This window comes from Streptomyces sp. NPDC020965 (assembly GCF_044333555.1).
Classification (GTDB): Bacteria; Actinomycetota; Actinomycetes; order Streptomycetales; family Streptomycetaceae; genus Streptomyces.
The window spans coordinates 222,851-239,087 of sequence record NZ_JBIRRE010000001.1; the positions used below are offsets into that span (position 1 = coordinate 222,851).

The 16,237-nt window shown below is 71.0% G+C and carries 12 protein-coding genes and 1 tRNA gene; 5 read left to right on the plus strand and 8 right to left on the minus strand.

Features of this window, described 5'->3' with window-relative positions:
- From ACH4S7_RS00975 to ACH4S7_RS00985, 3 genes are read left to right on the plus strand one after another with little or no spacing between them, the layout of a single operon-like run.
- Complete coding sequence (locus ACH4S7_RS00975) at positions 1-1,839, plus strand: branched-chain amino acid ABC transporter permease (protein ID WP_398518912.1); 1,839 nt, start codon at positions 1-3, stop codon at positions 1,837-1,839.
- Positions 1,840-1,842: 3 nt separating this feature from the next.
- Positions 1,843-2,694 carry an ABC transporter ATP-binding protein gene (locus ACH4S7_RS00980; RefSeq protein ID WP_398518913.1) on the plus strand — a complete coding sequence of 284 codons (852 nt, stop codon included), beginning with the start codon at positions 1,843-1,845 and terminating at the stop codon, positions 2,692-2,694.
- On the plus strand, positions 2,694-3,410 hold the full coding sequence (locus ACH4S7_RS00985) for an ABC transporter ATP-binding protein (protein ID WP_398518914.1): 717 nt from the start codon (positions 2,694-2,696) through the stop codon (positions 3,408-3,410). The genes ACH4S7_RS00980 and ACH4S7_RS00985 overlap by 1 nt, the downstream gene beginning before the upstream one ends.
- Positions 3,411-3,700: 290 nt before the next feature.
- Here ACH4S7_RS00985 and ACH4S7_RS00990 read toward each other — a convergent pair whose 3' ends face one another.
- Positions 3,701-4,354 (minus strand): ANTAR domain-containing response regulator, encoded by a 654-nt coding sequence (locus tag ACH4S7_RS00990; RefSeq protein ID WP_398518915.1) that lies wholly within the window; start codon positions 4,352-4,354, stop codon positions 3,701-3,703.
- Between the two features lie 99 nt (positions 4,355-4,453).
- Here ACH4S7_RS00990 and ACH4S7_RS00995 point away from each other — a divergent pair.
- Positions 4,454-4,526, plus strand: a tRNA-Leu gene (locus ACH4S7_RS00995).
- A 59-nt stretch (positions 4,527-4,585) separates the two neighbouring features.
- On the opposite strand, the gene pyk is transcribed toward ACH4S7_RS00995, so the two are convergent.
- The 7 genes from pyk to ACH4S7_RS01030 all read right to left on the minus strand — a co-directional run bounded on the left by pyk (position 4,586) and on the right by ACH4S7_RS01030 (position 14,275).
- Positions 4,586-6,019, minus strand: a complete 1,434-nt coding sequence (pyk, locus tag ACH4S7_RS01000) for a pyruvate kinase (RefSeq protein ID WP_398518916.1) — start codon at positions 6,017-6,019, stop codon at positions 4,586-4,588.
- A 158-nt stretch (positions 6,020-6,177) separates the two neighbouring features.
- On the minus strand, positions 6,178-6,888 hold the full coding sequence (locus tag ACH4S7_RS01005) for an SIMPL domain-containing protein (RefSeq protein ID WP_398518917.1): 711 nt from the start codon (positions 6,886-6,888) through the stop codon (positions 6,178-6,180).
- A 279-nt stretch (positions 6,889-7,167) separates the two neighbouring features.
- Entirely contained in the window at positions 7,168-8,580 is a 1,413-nt protein-coding gene (locus tag ACH4S7_RS01010) for a lysine N(6)-hydroxylase/L-ornithine N(5)-oxygenase family protein (RefSeq protein ID WP_398518918.1), read from the minus strand.
- The gene (locus ACH4S7_RS01015; RefSeq protein WP_398518919.1) at positions 8,577-9,953 is read right to left on the minus strand and encodes a pyridoxal phosphate-dependent decarboxylase family protein; all 1,377 of its coding nucleotides are present in this window, start codon (positions 9,951-9,953) and stop codon (positions 8,577-8,579) included. Before ACH4S7_RS01015 ends, ACH4S7_RS01010 begins: the two co-directional genes overlap by 4 nt.
- 469 nt (positions 9,954-10,422) lie before the next feature.
- Positions 10,423-12,951: an aminopeptidase N gene (pepN, locus tag ACH4S7_RS01020; protein WP_398518920.1), complete on the minus strand. Its 2,529-nt coding sequence runs from the start codon at positions 12,949-12,951 to the stop codon at positions 10,423-10,425.
- Positions 12,952-13,055: 104 nt separating this feature from the next.
- The gene (locus ACH4S7_RS01025) at positions 13,056-13,379 is read right to left on the minus strand and encodes a chorismate mutase (RefSeq protein ID WP_398518921.1); all 324 of its coding nucleotides are present in this window, start codon (positions 13,377-13,379) and stop codon (positions 13,056-13,058) included.
- An 11-nt stretch (positions 13,380-13,390) separates the two neighbouring features.
- Complete coding sequence (locus ACH4S7_RS01030; protein WP_398518922.1) at positions 13,391-14,275, minus strand: helix-turn-helix domain-containing protein; 885 nt, start codon at positions 14,273-14,275, stop codon at positions 13,391-13,393.
- 119 nt (positions 14,276-14,394) lie between these two features.
- Here ACH4S7_RS01030 and ACH4S7_RS01035 point away from each other — a divergent pair, with 119 nt between their 5' ends.
- Positions 14,395-16,149 carry a beta-galactosidase family protein gene (locus tag ACH4S7_RS01035; RefSeq protein ID WP_398518923.1) on the plus strand — a complete coding sequence of 585 codons (1,755 nt, stop codon included), beginning with the start codon at positions 14,395-14,397 and terminating at the stop codon, positions 16,147-16,149.
- Positions 16,150-16,237 lie beyond the last annotated feature (88 nt).

Consider the following 16,237-nt stretch of genomic DNA (forward strand, 5'->3'; position numbering starts at 1 on the left):
ATGACCACACAGACCGACACGCCGGACCGCCCGGTCACGCCGTCCAAGGACCCCCAGGGCCCCGCGCTCCGGGGACTCGTCCCCCTCCCGCCGCACATCGGCCGCGCGCTCGCGACCGGCGGCGGTGCGCTCACCATCGTCTCCGCGTTCCTCGCCTGGACCTGGACGGCCGCCTTCCCCGGCGATCTCACCGTCTATGGCTACCCCGGCGGCCTCCAGTGGCTGGTGCTCGTCTCCGGCGTGCTGACCACGCTGTTCGGCCTCTCCTCGTACGACGTCAAGGGGCTGCGCTGGCTGACCCCGGCCGGTGCGGACAGCGCGATCAGGCTCGCCTCGCTCGCCGGGTTCGTCACCTCCTGGTACACGATCATCGCGATAGCCGACCAGCTCGGCGGGCTCGCCAATCTCGAACCGGGCGCCTATGTCGCCGGGGCCGCCACCCTGATCGGCGTCGTCGGCGCCTTCGCCCTGCCCTTCGAGCACCCCGTGCACGAGGCGCCGGACCCGGAGGACTCGGCGCTCGACCAGGCCAGGCAGCGCGCCCGCAACACGCTCACCACCTTCAAGGCCGCGTTCGTCACCGGCAGCTCGCGGCCCGCCCGCAAGCTCCCCTCGTACGCCGAGATCCTGATCATCATCGCGGCGCTCGCGATCGGTCTGACCGTCTTCACCTACGGCATCGGCACCGAGTACGACGAGTTGTTCATCGGCTTCCTGATCACCGCGGGCTTCGGTTTCGCGGCCATCGCCAAGGCCGGTCTGATGGCCCGGGTCTCGACCGTCACCTCGCGGCACCGCAATGTGACGATGGCCGGTGCCTTCGCCGCCGCAGCCGCGTTCCCCTTCACCCAGTCGGACGACCAGTACGCGACCATCGGGGTCTACATCCTGATCTTCGCCACCGTCGCCCTCGGGTTGAACATCGTGGTGGGCCTCGCCGGACTGCTCGACCTCGGTTACGTCGCGTTCCTCGGCGTCGGCGCCTACGCGGCGGCCATGGTCTCCGGGTCCCCGTCGTCGCCGTTCGACATCCATCTCCCCTTCTGGGGCGCGATCCTCGTCGGCGCGACCGCCTCCATGATCTTCGGTGTGCTGATCGGCGCGCCGACCCTGCGGCTGCGCGGCGACTACCTCGCCATCGTGACCCTCGGCTTCGGTGAGATCTTCCGGATCGCGGTGAACAACATGGACGGCACCTCGGGGCCGGACATCACCAACGGGTCCAACGGCATCTCCTCGATCCCGAACCTGAAGATGTTCGGTTTCGACTTCGGTGTCGAGCACAGCATCTTCGGCTTCACGATCGGCCGGTTCGCGAACTACTTCTTCCTGATGCTGCTGATCACCCTGATCGTGGTGGTGGTCTTCCGGCGCAGTGGGGACTCCCGAATCGGCCGGGCCTGGATCGCGATCCGCGAGGACGAGACCGCGGCCCTGGCCATGGGCATCAACGGGTTCCGGGTCAAGCTCATCGCCTTCGCCCTCGGCGCGGCGCTGGCCGGACTCGCGGGCACCGTGCAGGCCCATGTCACCTACACCGTGACTCCGGAGCAGTACCAGTTCGCGCATGTCGTCCCGCCCAACTCGGCGTTCCTGCTGGCCGCGGTGGTCCTCGGCGGCATGGGCACCATCAGCGGACCTCTCGTCGGCGCCGCGCTGCTCTATCTGATCCCGGCGAAGCTCCAGTTCCTCGGCGACTACCAGCTCCTCGCCTTCGGTCTCGCACTGGTGCTCCTGATGCGCTTCCGGCCGGAGGGGCTGATCCCGAACCGGCGCCGGCAGTTGGAGTTCCACGAGGCGGAGCAGGCGCCCGTAGTCCTCGGTAAGACAGGGGCCTGAGCCATGACCACTGACATCATCACCACGGGCGAACCGGTCCTTGAGGCGACCGGCGTCACCATGAGGTTCGGCGGCCTCGTCGCCGTGAACAACGTCGACCTCACCGTGAACAGCGGTGAGATCGTCGGTCTCATCGGCCCCAACGGCGCCGGGAAGACCACCTTCTTCAACTGCCTCACCGGCCTCTATGTACCGACGGAGGGCGCGGTCCGGTACAAGGGCACGGTCCTGCCGGCCAAGTCCTTCAAGGTCACTGCGGCCGGTATCGCGCGCACCTTCCAGAACATCCGGCTCTTCGCCAATATGACCGTTCTGGAGAATGTGCTGGTCGGACGGCATACCCGGACCAAGGAAGGGCTCTGGTCGGCCCTGGTCCGCGGCCCCGGCTTCCACCGGGCGGAGGCGGCCTCCAGGGCCCGTGCCATGGAGTTGCTGGAGTTCGTCGGCCTCGCCGCGAAGGCCGAGCACCTCTCCCGCAACCTGCCGTACGGGGAGCAGCGCAAGCTGGAGATCGCCCGCGCGCTGGCGAGCGAACCGGGGCTGCTGCTGCTGGACGAACCGACGGCCGGCATGAACCCGCAGGAGACCCGGACCACCGAGGAACTCGTCTTCGCCATCCGGGACATGGGCATCGCCGTCCTCGTCATCGAGCACGACATGCGGTTCATCTTCAACCTCTGTGACCGGGTCGCCGTACTCGTGCAGGGCGAGAAGCTGGTCGAGGGCGACAGCGCGACCGTGCAGGGCGACGATCGGGTCATCGCCGCCTATCTCGGCGAGCCGTTCGAAGGAGCGCCCGGCGCCGAGGAAGTGGCCGAGGTCGAGGCGGCCGAGGCCGGAAAGGAGACCGACTGATGGCCGCACTTCTGGAGGTCGAGGACCTGCGGGTCGCCTACGGCAAGATCGAGGCCGTCAAGGGCATCTCGTTCACGGTCGACGCGGGCGAGGTCGTCACCCTCATCGGCACCAACGGCGCGGGCAAGACGACGACGCTGCGCACCATCTCGGGCCTGATCAAACCGCTCGGCGGCCAGATCCGGTTCAACGGGAGGTCCCTGCGGAAGGTCCCGGCGCACCAGATCGTCTCGCTGGGCCTCGCGCACTCCCCCGAGGGGCGGCATATCTTCCCCCGGATGTCCATCGAGGACAATCTCCGGCTCGGTGCCTTCCTCCGCAAGGACCAGGACGGCATCAACCAGGACATCCAGCGCGCCTACGATCTCTTCCCCATCCTGGGGGAGCGCAGGAAGCAGGCGGCGGGCACGCTCTCGGGCGGTGAGCAGCAGATGCTGGCGATGGGACGGGCGCTGATGTCCCGGCCGAAGCTGCTGATGCTGGACGAGCCGTCCATGGGGCTCTCGCCGATCATGATGCAGAAGATCATGGCGACGATCGTCGAGCTGCGCTCCCAGGGCACCACGATCCTGCTGGTCGAGCAGAACGCCCAGGCCGCGCTGTCGCTCGCGGACCAGGGGCATGTGATGGAGATCGGCACGATCGCGCTCTCCGGCACGGGCCGGGATCTGCTGCACGACGAGTCGGTGCGCAAGGCGTATCTGGGCGAGGACTGACCCCCGCCCCCGTACGACACGACCGCGACACCACAGCGACAGGGCCCGCACCCCGGGAAGGGGGGCGGGCCCTGTCGCGTATGCCATGCCGTGCGGGTCGACGGTCCGTATTGAGTCGTACGGGTCGCCCGGGGGCCGTACGAGTTGCCCGGGCCGTACGGGAAGGGGGCGCGTGGCGTCCGTCCCGTACAGCGGTCGTACGGGGATCATCCGGCGCGGGTCCCCCCGGCGGGGGGTCGTACGGCGCGGAGTGGGGGACGGACGGGCGGAGCTACGGGGGCTGCGGGGGGCTACTGCCCCTTGGCCGCCTTCTTCTCCTCCGAGTCCTCGATGACCGCCTCCGCGACCTGCTGCATCGACATCCGCCGATCCATCGAGGTCTTCTGGATCCAGCGGAACGCGGCCGGCTCATTGAGCCCGTACTCCGTCTGGAGCACGCTCTTGGCGCGGTCCACCAGCTTGCGGGTCTCCAGCCGCTGCGAGAGGTCCGCGACCTCCTTCTCCAGCGCCTTCAGCTCGGTGAAGCGGGAGACGGCCATCTCGATGGCGGGCACCACATCGGTCTTGCTGAACGGCTTGACGAGATAGGCCATCGCCCCGGCGTCCCTGGCCCGTTCGACCAGGTCGCGCTGGGAGAACGCGGTCAGCATCAGGACCGGTGCGATGGATTCCTCGGCGATCTTCTCGGCCGCCGAGATGCCGTCCAGGATCGGCATCTTCACATCGAGGATGACCAGGTCGGGCCGGTGCTCACGGGCGAGTTCAACGGCCCGCTGGCCGTCGCCGGCCTCGCCGACGACCGAGTAGCCCTCTTCTTCCAGCATCTCTTTGAGGTCGAGCCGGATGAGGGCCTCGTCCTCGGCGATCACGACGCGGGTGGTCAGCGGCGGGATGTGCGACGCGTCGTCGTCGGCGATGGGCTCGGGCGAGTCGGGGGCGGTCACGGGACTCCTCATTCCAAGGCAGGGTGCTCCCCATGAGCCTACCCAGCTCCTGTATGGTTGGGGCACGAAGGGTGTTCGCTATCCTTTGTTTCCAAGGGAGCCCCGGTAGCCCAGCGGTAGAGGCAATGGTCTCAAACACCATCCAGCGTGGGTTCGAATCCCACCCGGGGTACTTTACCTATATTTCCAAGGTCACGACTAAGGCCCCTCCGCGGAGGGGCCTTAGTGCTTTCAGCGGGGGCTGTCGTCCTCGCCGATGTGATGGACCCGGACCAAATTGGTGGAACCCGGCACTCCGGGCGGCGACCCCGCGGTGATCACCACAATGTCGCCCTGATCACAGCGACCGATCTTCAACAGCTCCTCGTCGACCTGGGCGACCATGGCGTCCGTGGACTCCACATGCGGGCCTAGGAACGTCTCCACGCCCCAGGTGAGATTGAGCTGCGACCGGGTGGCCGGATCGGGCGTGAAGGCCAGCAGCGGGATCGGCGAGCGGTAGCGGGAGAGCCGCCGGACCGTGTCACCGGACTGGGTGAAGGCCACCAGGAACTTCGCGCCGAGGAAGTCACCCATCTCGGCCGCCGCGCGGGCCACCGCGCCGCCCTGGGTCCGGGGCTTGCTGCGCTCGGTCAGCGGCGGCAGCCCCTTGGTGAGCACCTCCTCCTCGGCGGCCTCCACGATGCGGCTCATCGTCCGCACCGTTTCCACGGGGAACTTCCCGACACTGGTCTCGCCCGACAGCATCACCGCGTCGGTGCCGTCGATGACCGCGTTGGCGACATCGGACGCCTCGGCACGCGTGGGGCGGGAGTTGTCGATCATCGAGTCCAGCATCTGGGTGGCGACGATGACCGGCTTGGCGTTGCGCCGCGCCAGCTTGATCGCGCGCTTCTGGACGATCGGCACCTGCTCCAGGGGCATTTCGACGCCGAGGTCACCCCGGGCGACCATGATCCCGTCGAAGGCGGCAACGATGTCGTCGATGTTCTCGACCGCCTGCGGCTTCTCCACCTTGGCGATGACGGGGACCCGGCGCCCCTCCTCGTCCATCACGCGGTGCACGTCCTCGATGTCCCGGCCACTCCGCACGAAGGAGAGCGCGACGATGTCCGCGCCGATCCGCAGCGCCCATCGGAGGTCGTCTATGTCCTTCTCGGAGAGGGCGGGGACGGAGACGGCGACGCCGGGCAGATTCAGCCCCTTGTGGTCGGAGACCATGCCGCCCTCGATGACGACGGTGCGGACCCGGGGGCCGTCGACACCGGTCACCTCCAGGGAGACCTTGCCGTCGTCCACGAGGATGCGCTCACCGACGCTGACGTCGCCCGCGAGACCCGCGTAGGTGGTGCCGCAGATCTCGCGGTCCCCCTCGGTCTCCTCGACGGTGATGGTGAATTCATCACCGCGCTCCAGGAGTACGGGACCCTCGCGGAAACGCCCGAGCCGGATCTTCGGGCCCTGTAGGTCGGCCAGGACCCCGACACTGCGGCCCGTCTCGTCGGACGCCTTCCGTACGCGCGCGTAGCGCTCCTCGTGATCGGCGTGGATGCCGTGGCTGAGATTGAAGCGGGCGACATCCATTCCGGCCTCGACCAGTGCCTTGATCTGGTCGTACGAGTCGGTGGCTGGGCCCAAAGTACAGACGATTTTTGCTCGGCGCATGGTTTGAGCCTATGTCTTACCGACCGGTAGAGAATTGGCCGAGTATGACTACTCAACAACCTTTGGGTGAAGGGTTGTTGACAAGTGTTGAATTGTGCACGAGGGCGCTCTGATGAGCATTCTCGGGATTTCCCGGAAGCCCCTCCCCCGCCCGACTCTCACAACACCGGCGGGGTCATCGTGAAGCGGGCGTTGACCTGTGCGTAGACCGTCTGGCGCTGGGGCTCCAGATCGAGCGCCGGCGCCGATTCGGGGGCGGCGCTGGCGAACGCCGCCATCCGCATGGCACCGCCGGGCGCCCCGACGTCGTACGGGGTGGCGCTCTCCGCCCCCAGATCCGCCAGCTCGACCAGGGCCGAGAGCCGGGCGCCCAGCGCGTCGGCGTACTCACGGGCCCGCTGCACGGCCTCAAGCACCGCCTGCCGACGGGCCTCCCCATGGGCGGGTGAATCGGGGCGCAGCGCCCACCAGGGGCCGTCGACGCGGGTCAGCTCCAGATCGGCGAGCCGGGTGGTCAGCTCGCCGAGGGTGGTGAAGTCGGACAGCTCGGCGGTGATGTGGACCCGCCCGTGGTACGAGCGGACCCGCTCGCCCCGGCCGTGCCGGGTCAGCTCGGGGGTGATGGAGAACGCCCCCGTCTCCAGCTTCTCCACCGGCTCCCCGTACGACTTGATCAGGTCCAGGACGGCGGAGTTGCGGCGGGTGAGATCGTCGAGCGCGCCGCGCCGGTCGGTGCCGCGCGCGCTGACCACGACCCCGATCCGGGCGATCTCCGGATCGAACTCCAGCCGGGCCTCGCCGCGCACGGCGACCCGGGGTGTCTCGGGCGTTCCATAGGGGGCGGCGGTGGTGGACGCGTCGGTGGTCACGGGAGACTCCCTCGTACGGCATGGGGTCCGGGCGGGGCGGCTGACCCAGGTCCGGACAGGGCCTGGGGACACTCTCCCATCCCGCGCGGCGGACCCGGCTGAGCCGGGTGACAGGGGTGTCCCAGCGGCTCGCAGCGGACCCGGCCGAGCCGGCGGACACGGGCGTCCCAGCGGCTCGCGGCCGACCCGACTGACACAGGTGACTCGGCTGACACAAGTGACACAGGTGACAGGGGTGTCCGAGCGGCGCGTGACAGGTCCGGCCGCTCGGACGCCGTCTCAGATGCCCTGGACCAGTGGGGTCAACCGGATCGTCTGCCCGGGGATCCGGGGCGCCTCGCGCTGCTCCAGGCCGAAGCTGGTGAAGGCGGTGCGCCGGGGCATCGGATAGGGCTCCGTGCCGGTCAGCGAGTTGAGGATGCTCGCCCCGCGCCAGGCGGCCAGGCCGAGATCGGGGGCGCCGACGCCGTGGTGGTGGGTCTCGGCGTTCTGTACGTACACCGAGCCGGTCACCGATTCGTCCAGGACCATCCGGAACTCGCTGTCGATCCGCGACCGCCCGGAGGAGTCACGGCGCAGATACGGGTCGAGGCCGGCGAGCATCCGGCCGACCGGGCGCTCCCGGTAGCCGGTGGCGAGGACGACGGCGTCGGTCGTCAGCCGGGAGCGGGTGCCCTGCTGGAGGTGTTCCAGGTGGAGTTCGACCCGGGTGGTGGCGACCCGGCCGGCGGTACGGACCCCGACGCCGGGGGTGAGGACCGCGTCGGGCCAGCCGCCGTGCAGGCTGCGACGGTACAGCTCGTCGTGGATCGCGGCGATGGTGGCGGCGTCGATGCCCTTGTGGAGCTGCCACTGGCGCGGGACGAGCCGGTCACGGGTCTGCTCGGGCAGGGCGTGGAAGTAGCGGGTGTAGTCGGGCGTGAAGTGCTCCAGGCCGAGCTTGGAGTACTCCATCGGCGCGAACGCCTCCGTACGGCCGAGCCAGTGCAGCCGCTCGGCGCCGGCCGGGCGGGCCCGCAGCAGATCGAGGAAGATCTCCGCGCCCGACTGCCCCGATCCGACGACCGTGATGTGCTCGGCGGCCAGTAGCCGCTCCCGGTGGTCGAGATAGTCGGCCGAGTGGATCACTGGGACGGCCGGGGCGTCGGCGAGGGGCCGCAGCGGTTCGGGGACGTACGGCTCGGTGCCCACGCCGAGGACGATGTTCCGGGCGTAGGTACGGCCGAGCGCCTCGGCCTCGCCCTCCGCGTCGAGCTGGGTGAAGTCGACCTCGAACAGGGCGCGTTCCGGGTTCCAGCGGACGGCGTCGATCTGGTGGCCGAAGTGCAGCCCCGGCAGATTGTCGCCGACCCAGCGGCAGTAGGCGTCGTACTCGGCGCGGTGGATGTGGAACTTCTCCGCGAAGTAGAAGGGGAAGAGCCGCTCACGGAAGCGCAGATAGCTGAGGAAGCTCCAGGGGCTGGCCGGGTCCGCGAGGGTCACCAGATCGGCGAGGAAGGGCACCTGGAGGGTGGTGCCCTCGATCATCAGGCCCGGGTGCCAACTGAATCGGGGGCGCTGCTCGAAGAAGGCGGCGTCAACACCGCCGGGGACACCGTCGGCGAGCGCGGCGAGGGAGAGGTTGAACGGGCCGATGCCGATGCCCACGAGGTCATGGGGCCGGTCGAGGTCGGAAACGGGCATGGCGGTCATCGGTGGGTACTGCCTTCCACGAGGTCGATCAGCTTTTCGAGGTCGCCGGGGGTGGCGTACGGGTTGAGCAGCGTCGCCTTCAACCAGAGCCGGCCGTCGGCGCGGGCCCGGCCCAGGACCGCGCTGCCGTCCGTCAGCAGGTCACGGCGGATCGTGGCGACCCGCTCGTCGGTGGCGCCAACGGGCCGGAAGAGCACGGTGGGGAGGGTGGGCCGCTCCCACAGCTCCAGCGGGGGGCGCCGCTCGACCAGCTCGGCGAAGAGCCGCGCGACGCCGACCGTACGGTCCACGAGGGCCGCGAGACCGTCCCGGCCGAGCGCGCCGAGCGTCACCGCCACCTTGAGGATGTCGGGGCGCCGGGTGGTGCGCAGCGAGCGGCCGAGCAGATCCGGGAGGCCCGCCTCCGTGTCGTCGTCGGCGTTGAGGTAGTCGGCGGTGAGGCCGAGCGGCGCGAGTCGGGCGCGGTCGGCGACGGTGAACAGCCCGGCCGCGACCGGCTGCCAGCCGATTTTGTGCAGGTCGAGGGCGACGGAGTCGGCGCGCTCCAGGCCCGCGAGCGCGGTCCGGTGCGTGGGGCTGAAGAGCAGCCCGCCGCCGTAGGAGGCGTCGATGTGGAGTTCGGTGCGGTGGCGGGCGCAGATGTCGGCGATGGCGGGGAGCGGGTCGATTCGGCCGGTGTCCGTACTGCCGGCGGTGGCCACCACCAGACGTGGGCCCGGCAGCTCGGTGAGGGCCTCGTCGAGGGCGCCGGGGTCCAGACCGCCGTCCGCGCCGGGGACGGCGACCGGCTCGGGCAGTCCCAGGAGCCAGGCGGCGCGCCGTACGGAGTGGTGGGCGCCGGCGCCGCAGAGCACCTGGATCGCGCCGTGCCGCTCGCGGGCGGTGAGCAGTCCGAGCTGGTTGGACTCGGTACCGCCGGTGGTGACCAGGGCGTCCGGGGACTCCGCACCCGGGTGGACCTCGGCCGCGAGCACCGCGCAGACGGTCCGCTCCAGCTCGGAGGCGGCCGGGGCCTGGTCCCAGGAGTCCAGGGACGGATTGAGCGCGGCGGCGGCGAGATCGGCGGCGACCGCGAGGGCGAGGGGCGGGGTGTGCAGATGGGCGGCGCAGCGGGGGTCGGCGGGGTCGGCGGCGCCGTACGCGACCGCGCGCACCAGCCGGTGCAGGGCCTCTCCGGTGCCGGTGCCGTGGTCGGGCAGTACGGGTTCGACGGCGCGGCGCGTGACGGCGGCGACGGTGTCGGGACCGCCCGGGGGGAACGGCCCGCCCCGGTCGGCGGCGCCCTCCCGGAGGGCGCCGAGCACGAGATCGATCAACGGGCGCAGGGCGTCGGGCCCGGCGGTTCCTCCGGCGAGGGGTGGGGGCGTGGTCATACGGGTCCTTCGGGCGGGTGCGGGGGCTCACCCCGGAGTGGGATGGGGTGGGCGTGGTGTCCAACGAGCCCGACCCGGGGGTGGTATTGGGGTCCCACCCGGTCCCTGGCCCCGACCGCCCCCGGGGCTCCGCCCCGCACCCCGCGCCTCAAACGCCGGCGAGGCTGATTTGAGCCCGCCCGGGGGAGCTGAAATTCAGCCCGTCCGGCGAGGCTGATTCAGCCCGTCCGGCGATTGAGGACGGACCCTTGTACACAGGGGCTTGAGATGTACGGGCCCCCCGGCCGGAGCAGCCCGCCCGCTGCCCGGCCTCCGGCCAGTCTCGGCCGCTTCGCGGGGCTCCGCCCCGAACCCCGCGCCTCAAACGCCGGCGAGGCTGATTTAAGCCCGCCCGAGGAAGCCGAAAATCAGCCCGCCCGGCGAGGCTGATTCAGCCCGTCCGGCGATTGAGGACAGACCCTTCAGGGGGTCAGCCGGTGCGGACCGTCAGGGCGCGGCGGAGGTCGTCCAGTTGGTCGGCCAGGCGACGGCGCAGGGCCGGGATCATCTCCGTGGAGCGGAGGCACTCCTCGCCCAGCTCCAGGGTCTCCGGGTCCACCGCGTGCAGCGGGAACGCGTGGCGGCCGGCCGCTTCCGCGATGGCCGGGCCGCGGCGGGCGGAGAGGGCGACCACCTCCGGGTAGAAGCGCGGGAGGTACGACCGTACGACGTCGGCCTGCTCCGGCTGCCAGAAGCCCTGGGCCACCGCGGTGAACAGGTAGTTGGAGAGGGAGTCGTCGGTGAACATCAGCTTCCAGGCGGCTTCCTTCGCCTCGGGCGACGGCAGTGCGGCGCGGCAGCGGGCCGCGCCCTCCTGGCCGGTGGCGCTGGGGTCGCGGACGAGTTCCGCCGCGATCGAGCGTTCGTCCGTGGCGCCGAGGACGGCGAGCCGGTAGAGGATCCGCCAGCGCAGCTCCGGGTCGAGTTCCGGGCCGCCCGGCACGGTCTCGTCGTTGAGCCACTCCTGGATCGGCTCCGGCTGCGCGGCCGCGGAGATGAAGTACCGGACCGCTATGAGCCGCAGGCCGGGGTCGCTGCCGTCCTCCGTGCGGCGCAGCAGATCGCGGCAGATGGCCCGGATGACACCGAGCGCGGCGGCCCGCTCGTCGGCGGGCGCGTAGCGGTGGGCGATCTGGGTGGTCGCGAAGGCGAGGACGCCCTGGGCGATCGCGAGGTCCGATTCGCGCGGCAGATGGGCGCGGGCCGCCTCCAGGTAGGCGGTGGGGGCGAGTTCCCCGTCGCGGACCATGTCGCGGGCGGCGTTCCAGACGACGGCGCGGGTCAATGGGTCGGGGACCCGGGACAGCACCCGGACGGCGGTCTTCCAGGAGCCCGCGTCGAGGCGGACCTTGGCGTAGGTGGCGTCGTTGTCGTTGAGCACGAGGAGCGCGGGGCGGCGGCCGGGCCGGGAGTCGGCGGCCGGGTCGCCCGCCGGGACCGCGGCGGGGACGTCCAGTTCGAAGCCGTCGCGCGGTACGACGCGGTCGGGGTCGACCGGGTCGGTGTCGTACGCGCCGACGGCGATCCGGTGCGGGCGTTCGCCGTGCCGGCCGACGGTGAGCGACCAGGTGCCCTGGGACTCGGTGACGACCGGGGTGAGGGTGTCGACGCCGGTGGTGCGCAGCCAGGACTCGGCCCATGCGTGCACATCGCGGTCGGTGGCCTGGGCGAGGGAGTCGATGAAGTCGGCGAGGGTGGCGTTGCCGAACTTGTGCCGGGCGAAGTGGGTGTTGATGCCGGTGAGGAAGTCCTTCTCGCCCATCCAGGTCACGAGCTGCCGCAGCGCGGACGCGCCCTTGGCGTAGGAGATGCCGTCGAAGTTGAGCATCGCGGACGCGGTGTCGGGGACGGCGTCCGGATCGGGGGCGACCGGGTGGGTGGAGGGGCGCTGGTCGGCGTCGTACCCCCAGCCCTTGCGGTTGACGGCGAAGTCCACCCAGGTGTCGGTGAAGCGGGTGGCCTCGGTGAGGATCTGGTAGCCCATGTACTCGGCGAAGGACTCGTTCAGCCAGATGTCGTCCCACCAGGCGAGGGTCACCAGATCGCCGAACCACATATGGGCCATCTCGTGCGCGATGGTCACGGCCCGGCTCTGCCGTTCGGTGTCCGTGACGGCCGAGCGGAAGATGTACTCGTCGCGGAAGGTGACGAGACCGGGGTTCTCCATCGCGCCCGCGTTGAACTCGGGGACGAACGCCTGGTCGTACGAGTCGAACGGGTACGGCTCCTCGAACTTCTCGTGGAAGCGGTCGAAGCACTGCCGGGTGATCTCCAGGATCTCCTCCGCGTCCGCGTCGAGGTGCGGGGCGAGGGAGCGGCGACAGTGGATGCCGAAGGGTAGTCCGGCGTGCTCGGTGCGGACCGAGTGCCAGGGTCCGGCGGCGACGGCCATGAAGTAGGTGGCCAGCGGCGGGGTGGGGGCGCAGGTCCACACTCCGCCGCCCTGGTGGGTGGCGATGCCGTTGCCGAGGACGGTCCAGCCGTCGGGGGCCTTGACCGAGAGTTCGAGTACGGCCTTCAGATCGGGCTGGTCGAAGGCGGCGAAGACGCGCTGGACGTCCTCCATGAAGAGCTGGGTGTAGACGTAGGTCTCACCGTCGCTGGGGTCGGTGAAGCGGTGCATTCCCTCGCCGGTGCGGGAGTACCGCATCTCCGTCTCGACCCGGAGTTCATGCTCGCCGGCGCGGAGGCCGGGGAGGGGGAGGCGGTTGTCGGCGAGGGTGCCGGGGTCGAGCGGCTGTCCGTCCAGGCTGGCGGAGCGCAGTGCGGCGGGCTTCAGCTCGACGAAGGTGTCCCCGTCCGCGCGAGCGGTGAAGTGTATGACGGACCGGGAGCCGAAGGTCTCTTCTCCCGGCGCGTCCGAGGTACCCGATGAGGTCAGGTCCAGGTCGACCGTGTACCGGTGGACGTCGAGAAGCTGGGCTCGGTTCTGCGCTTCGTCGCGCGTGAGTACGGACATGGAAGCCATGCTGCCTGATGAGGCGTGCCCTGCACACGGGGTATCCGTTCCGCTCTGAGCGCACGCGGGCGCCCCGGGGCCGCCCGCCCCCACCCGGACGGAAGCTACGCGTCGGCGGCGTCCGGGTTGGCCGCGATGGTCTCGTGGTGGCGGATCACCTCGGCGATGATGAAGGTGAGCAGCTTCTCGGCGAACGCCGGGTCGAGTCGCGCGCTCTCGGCGAGCTGGCGCAGCCGGGCGATCTGCCGGGCCTCACGCTCGGCGTCGGCCGGGGGCAGCTTGTGCTGTGCCTTGAGCCGGCCGACCTGCTGGGTGCACTTGAAGCGCTCGGCGAGCATATGGACGACGGCGGCGTCGATGTTGTCGATGCTTCCCCGCAGCCTGTCCAGCTCGGCCCGTACGTTCGCGTCGATGTCGCTGGTGGTCATGGACGTCGAGCTTACGTGGCGGGGGTGGTGATCGTCGGCGGGTGTTCGGGGTCCGGGACGCGGTCGCTCCAGCCGCCGGGGACCGCCCGGCCCTGCTGCTCCCGGAAGCGGACCGGGGGGACCCCGACGCGGCGGGTGAAGAGCCGGGAGAAGTAGGCCGGGTCCTCGTAGCCGACGCGGCGGGAGACGGCGGCGACGGGCAGTTCGGTGGCGGCGAGGAGTTCCTTGGCGCGGCCGAGGCGGATCGAGAGCAGGTAGTCCTTGGGGCTGCACCCGGCTCCCCGGCGTACGGCGGCGCGCAGCTCGGCGGGGGTCATTCCGTGGCGGGCGGCGTGCTCGGCGACGGAGATCGGGCGGAAGGCGTCCCGGGCGAGCGCGGTGAGGACGAGGTCGCCGGCCGGGTTGGTGTCGGCGCGGGCGCGGCGCAGGGCGACGAGGAGTTCATGGACGGCGGCGCCGGTCTCGACTTCGAGGAGCGGGTTGCCGCGCCGGGCGGCCCGGGCGATCCGGCCGATGGCGGCGCGCGGTCCGGCCGTGTCGGAGAGCGGGACGACGGGCCGGTCGGGTTCGATGTAGCCGAGTTCGGTGTAGGTGGCGGTGGCGGGTCCGGCGAAGTCGACGAAGCTCTCGTCCCAGCCTCCGGGATCGGGCCCGTAGTGGTGCGGTACGCCGGGGGTGATCCAGATCAGGGCGGGTCCGGTGATGTCGGCGCGCTCCCCGTCGGGGGTCCGGTACCAGCCGCTGCCGGAGCTGACGACGACGGCGACGTGGTGGTCCAGGGTGCGCGGGCCGATGGTGGGCAGCGCGCCGTGCTGGAGTCCGACGCCGAGGCAGACCAGGCCGAGCCGGTGGTGGGCCGGACCGGGAGTGAAGTAGCGCATCCAGGTGTGGTACATCCGCCGCCGCCCTCTCCCGCTCGGGATATGTGTTCGGGATACGTGTGCCGTCCAGGTGTCCAAACAGCGCTGATCTTTGTCCATGGACCGGTTCGCCGCCAGAGGACAAGGGTGGGGATATGGCGGACTTCGGTGTGGGTGAGACGGATTTTCTGGTGGACGGGCGGCCGGTGCGGCTGCTCTCGGGGGCGCTGCACTACTTCCGGGTACGGGAGGAGCAGTGGGGCCACCGGCTGGCGATGATGCGCGCGATGGGGCTCAACTGTGTGGACACGTACGTCCCCTGGAATCTGCATGAGCCCGCCCCTGGCGCGTACGTGGACGTCGCGGCGCTCGGCCGGTTCCTGGACGCGGTGGCGGCGGCCGGTCTGCGGGCGATCGTCCGCCCGGGTCCGTACATCTGCGCCGAGTGGGAGAACGGCGGGCTGCCGCACTGGTTGACCGGGCCGCTCGGCCCCCGGGTGCGGACGGGTGACCCGGAGTACCTCGCCCTGGTCGAGGGCTGGTTCGCGCGGCTGCTGCCGCAGGTGGTGGAGCGGCAGTGCGACCGGGGCGGCCCGGTGATCATGGTGCAGATCGAGAACGAGTACGGCAGTTGGGGCAGCGACCAGGGCTATCTGCGGTGGCTGGTGGAGGTGGTGCGGTCGTCCGGGGTGGTGGTGCCGCTCTTCACGTCGGACGGGCCCGAGGACCACATGCTCACCGGGGGTTCGGTGCCGGGCGTCCTGGCGACGGTGAACTTCGGCTCGGGCGCCCGGGAGGCGTTCGCGACCCTGCGCCGCCACCGGCCGACCGGGCCGCTGATGTGCATGGAGTTCTGGTGCGGCTGGTTCGATCACTGGGGTGACGAGCACTCCGTACGGGAGGCGGCGGACGCGGCGGACGCGCTGCGGGAGATCCTTGAGGAGGGTGCGTCGGTCAATGTCTACATGGCGCACGGCGGGACGAACTTCGGCGGCTGGGCGGGGGCGAATCGCGCGGGCGAGCTCCAGGACCGCGCGCTGGAGCCGACGGTGACGTCGTACGACTACGACGCCCCGATCGACGAGGCGGGCCGGCCGACGGAGAAGTTCTGGCGCTTCCGGGAGGTCCTCGCCCCGTACGCGGACGGCCCGCTGCCCGATCCGCCGCCCGCCCCGCCGACGCTGGCCGTGCCGCTGTGGCTGGAGCCGTCCGGGTGGGCGCCGCTGGACGCGGTGATCGAGGCCGTCGGTGACGAGGAGCGCGCGTCGCCGACCCCGCCGACCTTCGAGGAGCTGGGGGTGGACCGGGGGCTGGTCCGCTACCGGGTGTGCGTCCCGGGCCCCCGGCGGCCGTACCCGCTGCGGGTCTCGGGGCTGCGGGACCGCGCGGTGGTGTACGTGGACGGCGGTCCGGTGGGCGTGCTGACCGAGGAGGAGCCGATCCTGCCGGAGCCGGTGGCGGGCCCGGCCGAGGTCGAGCTGTGGGTGGAGTCGCTGGGGCGGGTCAACTACGGTCCGCGCGTGGCCGAGCCGAAGGGGATCACCGGCGGGCTGTTCCACGAGCGGCAGTATCTGCACGGTGTCCGCGCCCGGGGCCTGCGGATCGCGGCCTTCACACCGGAATCGGTGGCGGGGGTTCCGTTCCGCCCGGTCGGTACGGGGGCGGTGGGCAAGGGTTCGGCGGGCCTGTACCGGGCGTCGATGACGATCTCGGGACCGGGTGACGCCTGGCTGGAACTGCCGGGGTGGGGGCGTGGCTTCGTCTGGGTGAACGGCTTCTGTCTGGGCCGCTACTGGGGTGCGGGCCCGCAGGAACAACTCTTCGTCCCGGGCCCGGTGCTGCGGGAGGGCGCGAACGACATGTGGGTGCTGGAGCTGGAGGGCGCGGGCGGGGCGGTGGGGCTGCGGTGAGGCCCCGGCCCGCCCGCGCCTCAATCGCCGGAGGGGCTGAAATTTCAGCCCCTCCGGCGATTGAGGACGGACCCTCGTGCACAAGGGC

Bases quoted from the DNA above. Each gene is read 5' to 3' on its own strand.
- ACH4S7_RS00975 (WP_398518912.1), top strand. From the start codon at position 1: ATGACCACACAGACCGACACGCCGGACCGCCCGGTCACGCCGTCCAAG.
- ACH4S7_RS00980 (WP_398518913.1), top strand. From the start codon at position 1,843: ATGACCACTGACATCATCACCACGGGCGAACCGGTCCTTGAGGCGACC.
- ACH4S7_RS00985 (WP_398518914.1), top strand. From the start codon at position 2,694: ATGGCCGCACTTCTGGAGGTCGAGGACCTGCGGGTCGCCTACGGCAAG.
- pyk (WP_398518916.1), bottom strand. From the start codon at position 6,019: ATGCGCCGAGCAAAAATCGTCTGTACTTTGGGCCCAGCCACCGACTCG.
- ACH4S7_RS01010 (WP_398518918.1), bottom strand. From the start codon at position 8,580: ATGACCGCCATGCCCGTTTCCGACCTCGACCGGCCCCATGACCTCGTG.
- ACH4S7_RS01015 (WP_398518919.1), bottom strand. From the start codon at position 9,953: ATGACCACGCCCCCACCCCTCGCCGGAGGAACCGCCGGGCCCGACGCC.
- pepN (WP_398518920.1), bottom strand. From the start codon at position 12,951: ATGTCCGTACTCACGCGCGACGAAGCGCAGAACCGAGCCCAGCTTCTC.
- ACH4S7_RS01025 (WP_398518921.1), bottom strand. From the start codon at position 13,379: ATGACCACCAGCGACATCGACGCGAACGTACGGGCCGAGCTGGACAGG.
- ACH4S7_RS01030 (WP_398518922.1), bottom strand. From the start codon at position 14,275: ATGTACCACACCTGGATGCGCTACTTCACTCCCGGTCCGGCCCACCAC.
- ACH4S7_RS01035 (WP_398518923.1), top strand. From the start codon at position 14,395: ATGGCGGACTTCGGTGTGGGTGAGACGGATTTTCTGGTGGACGGGCGG.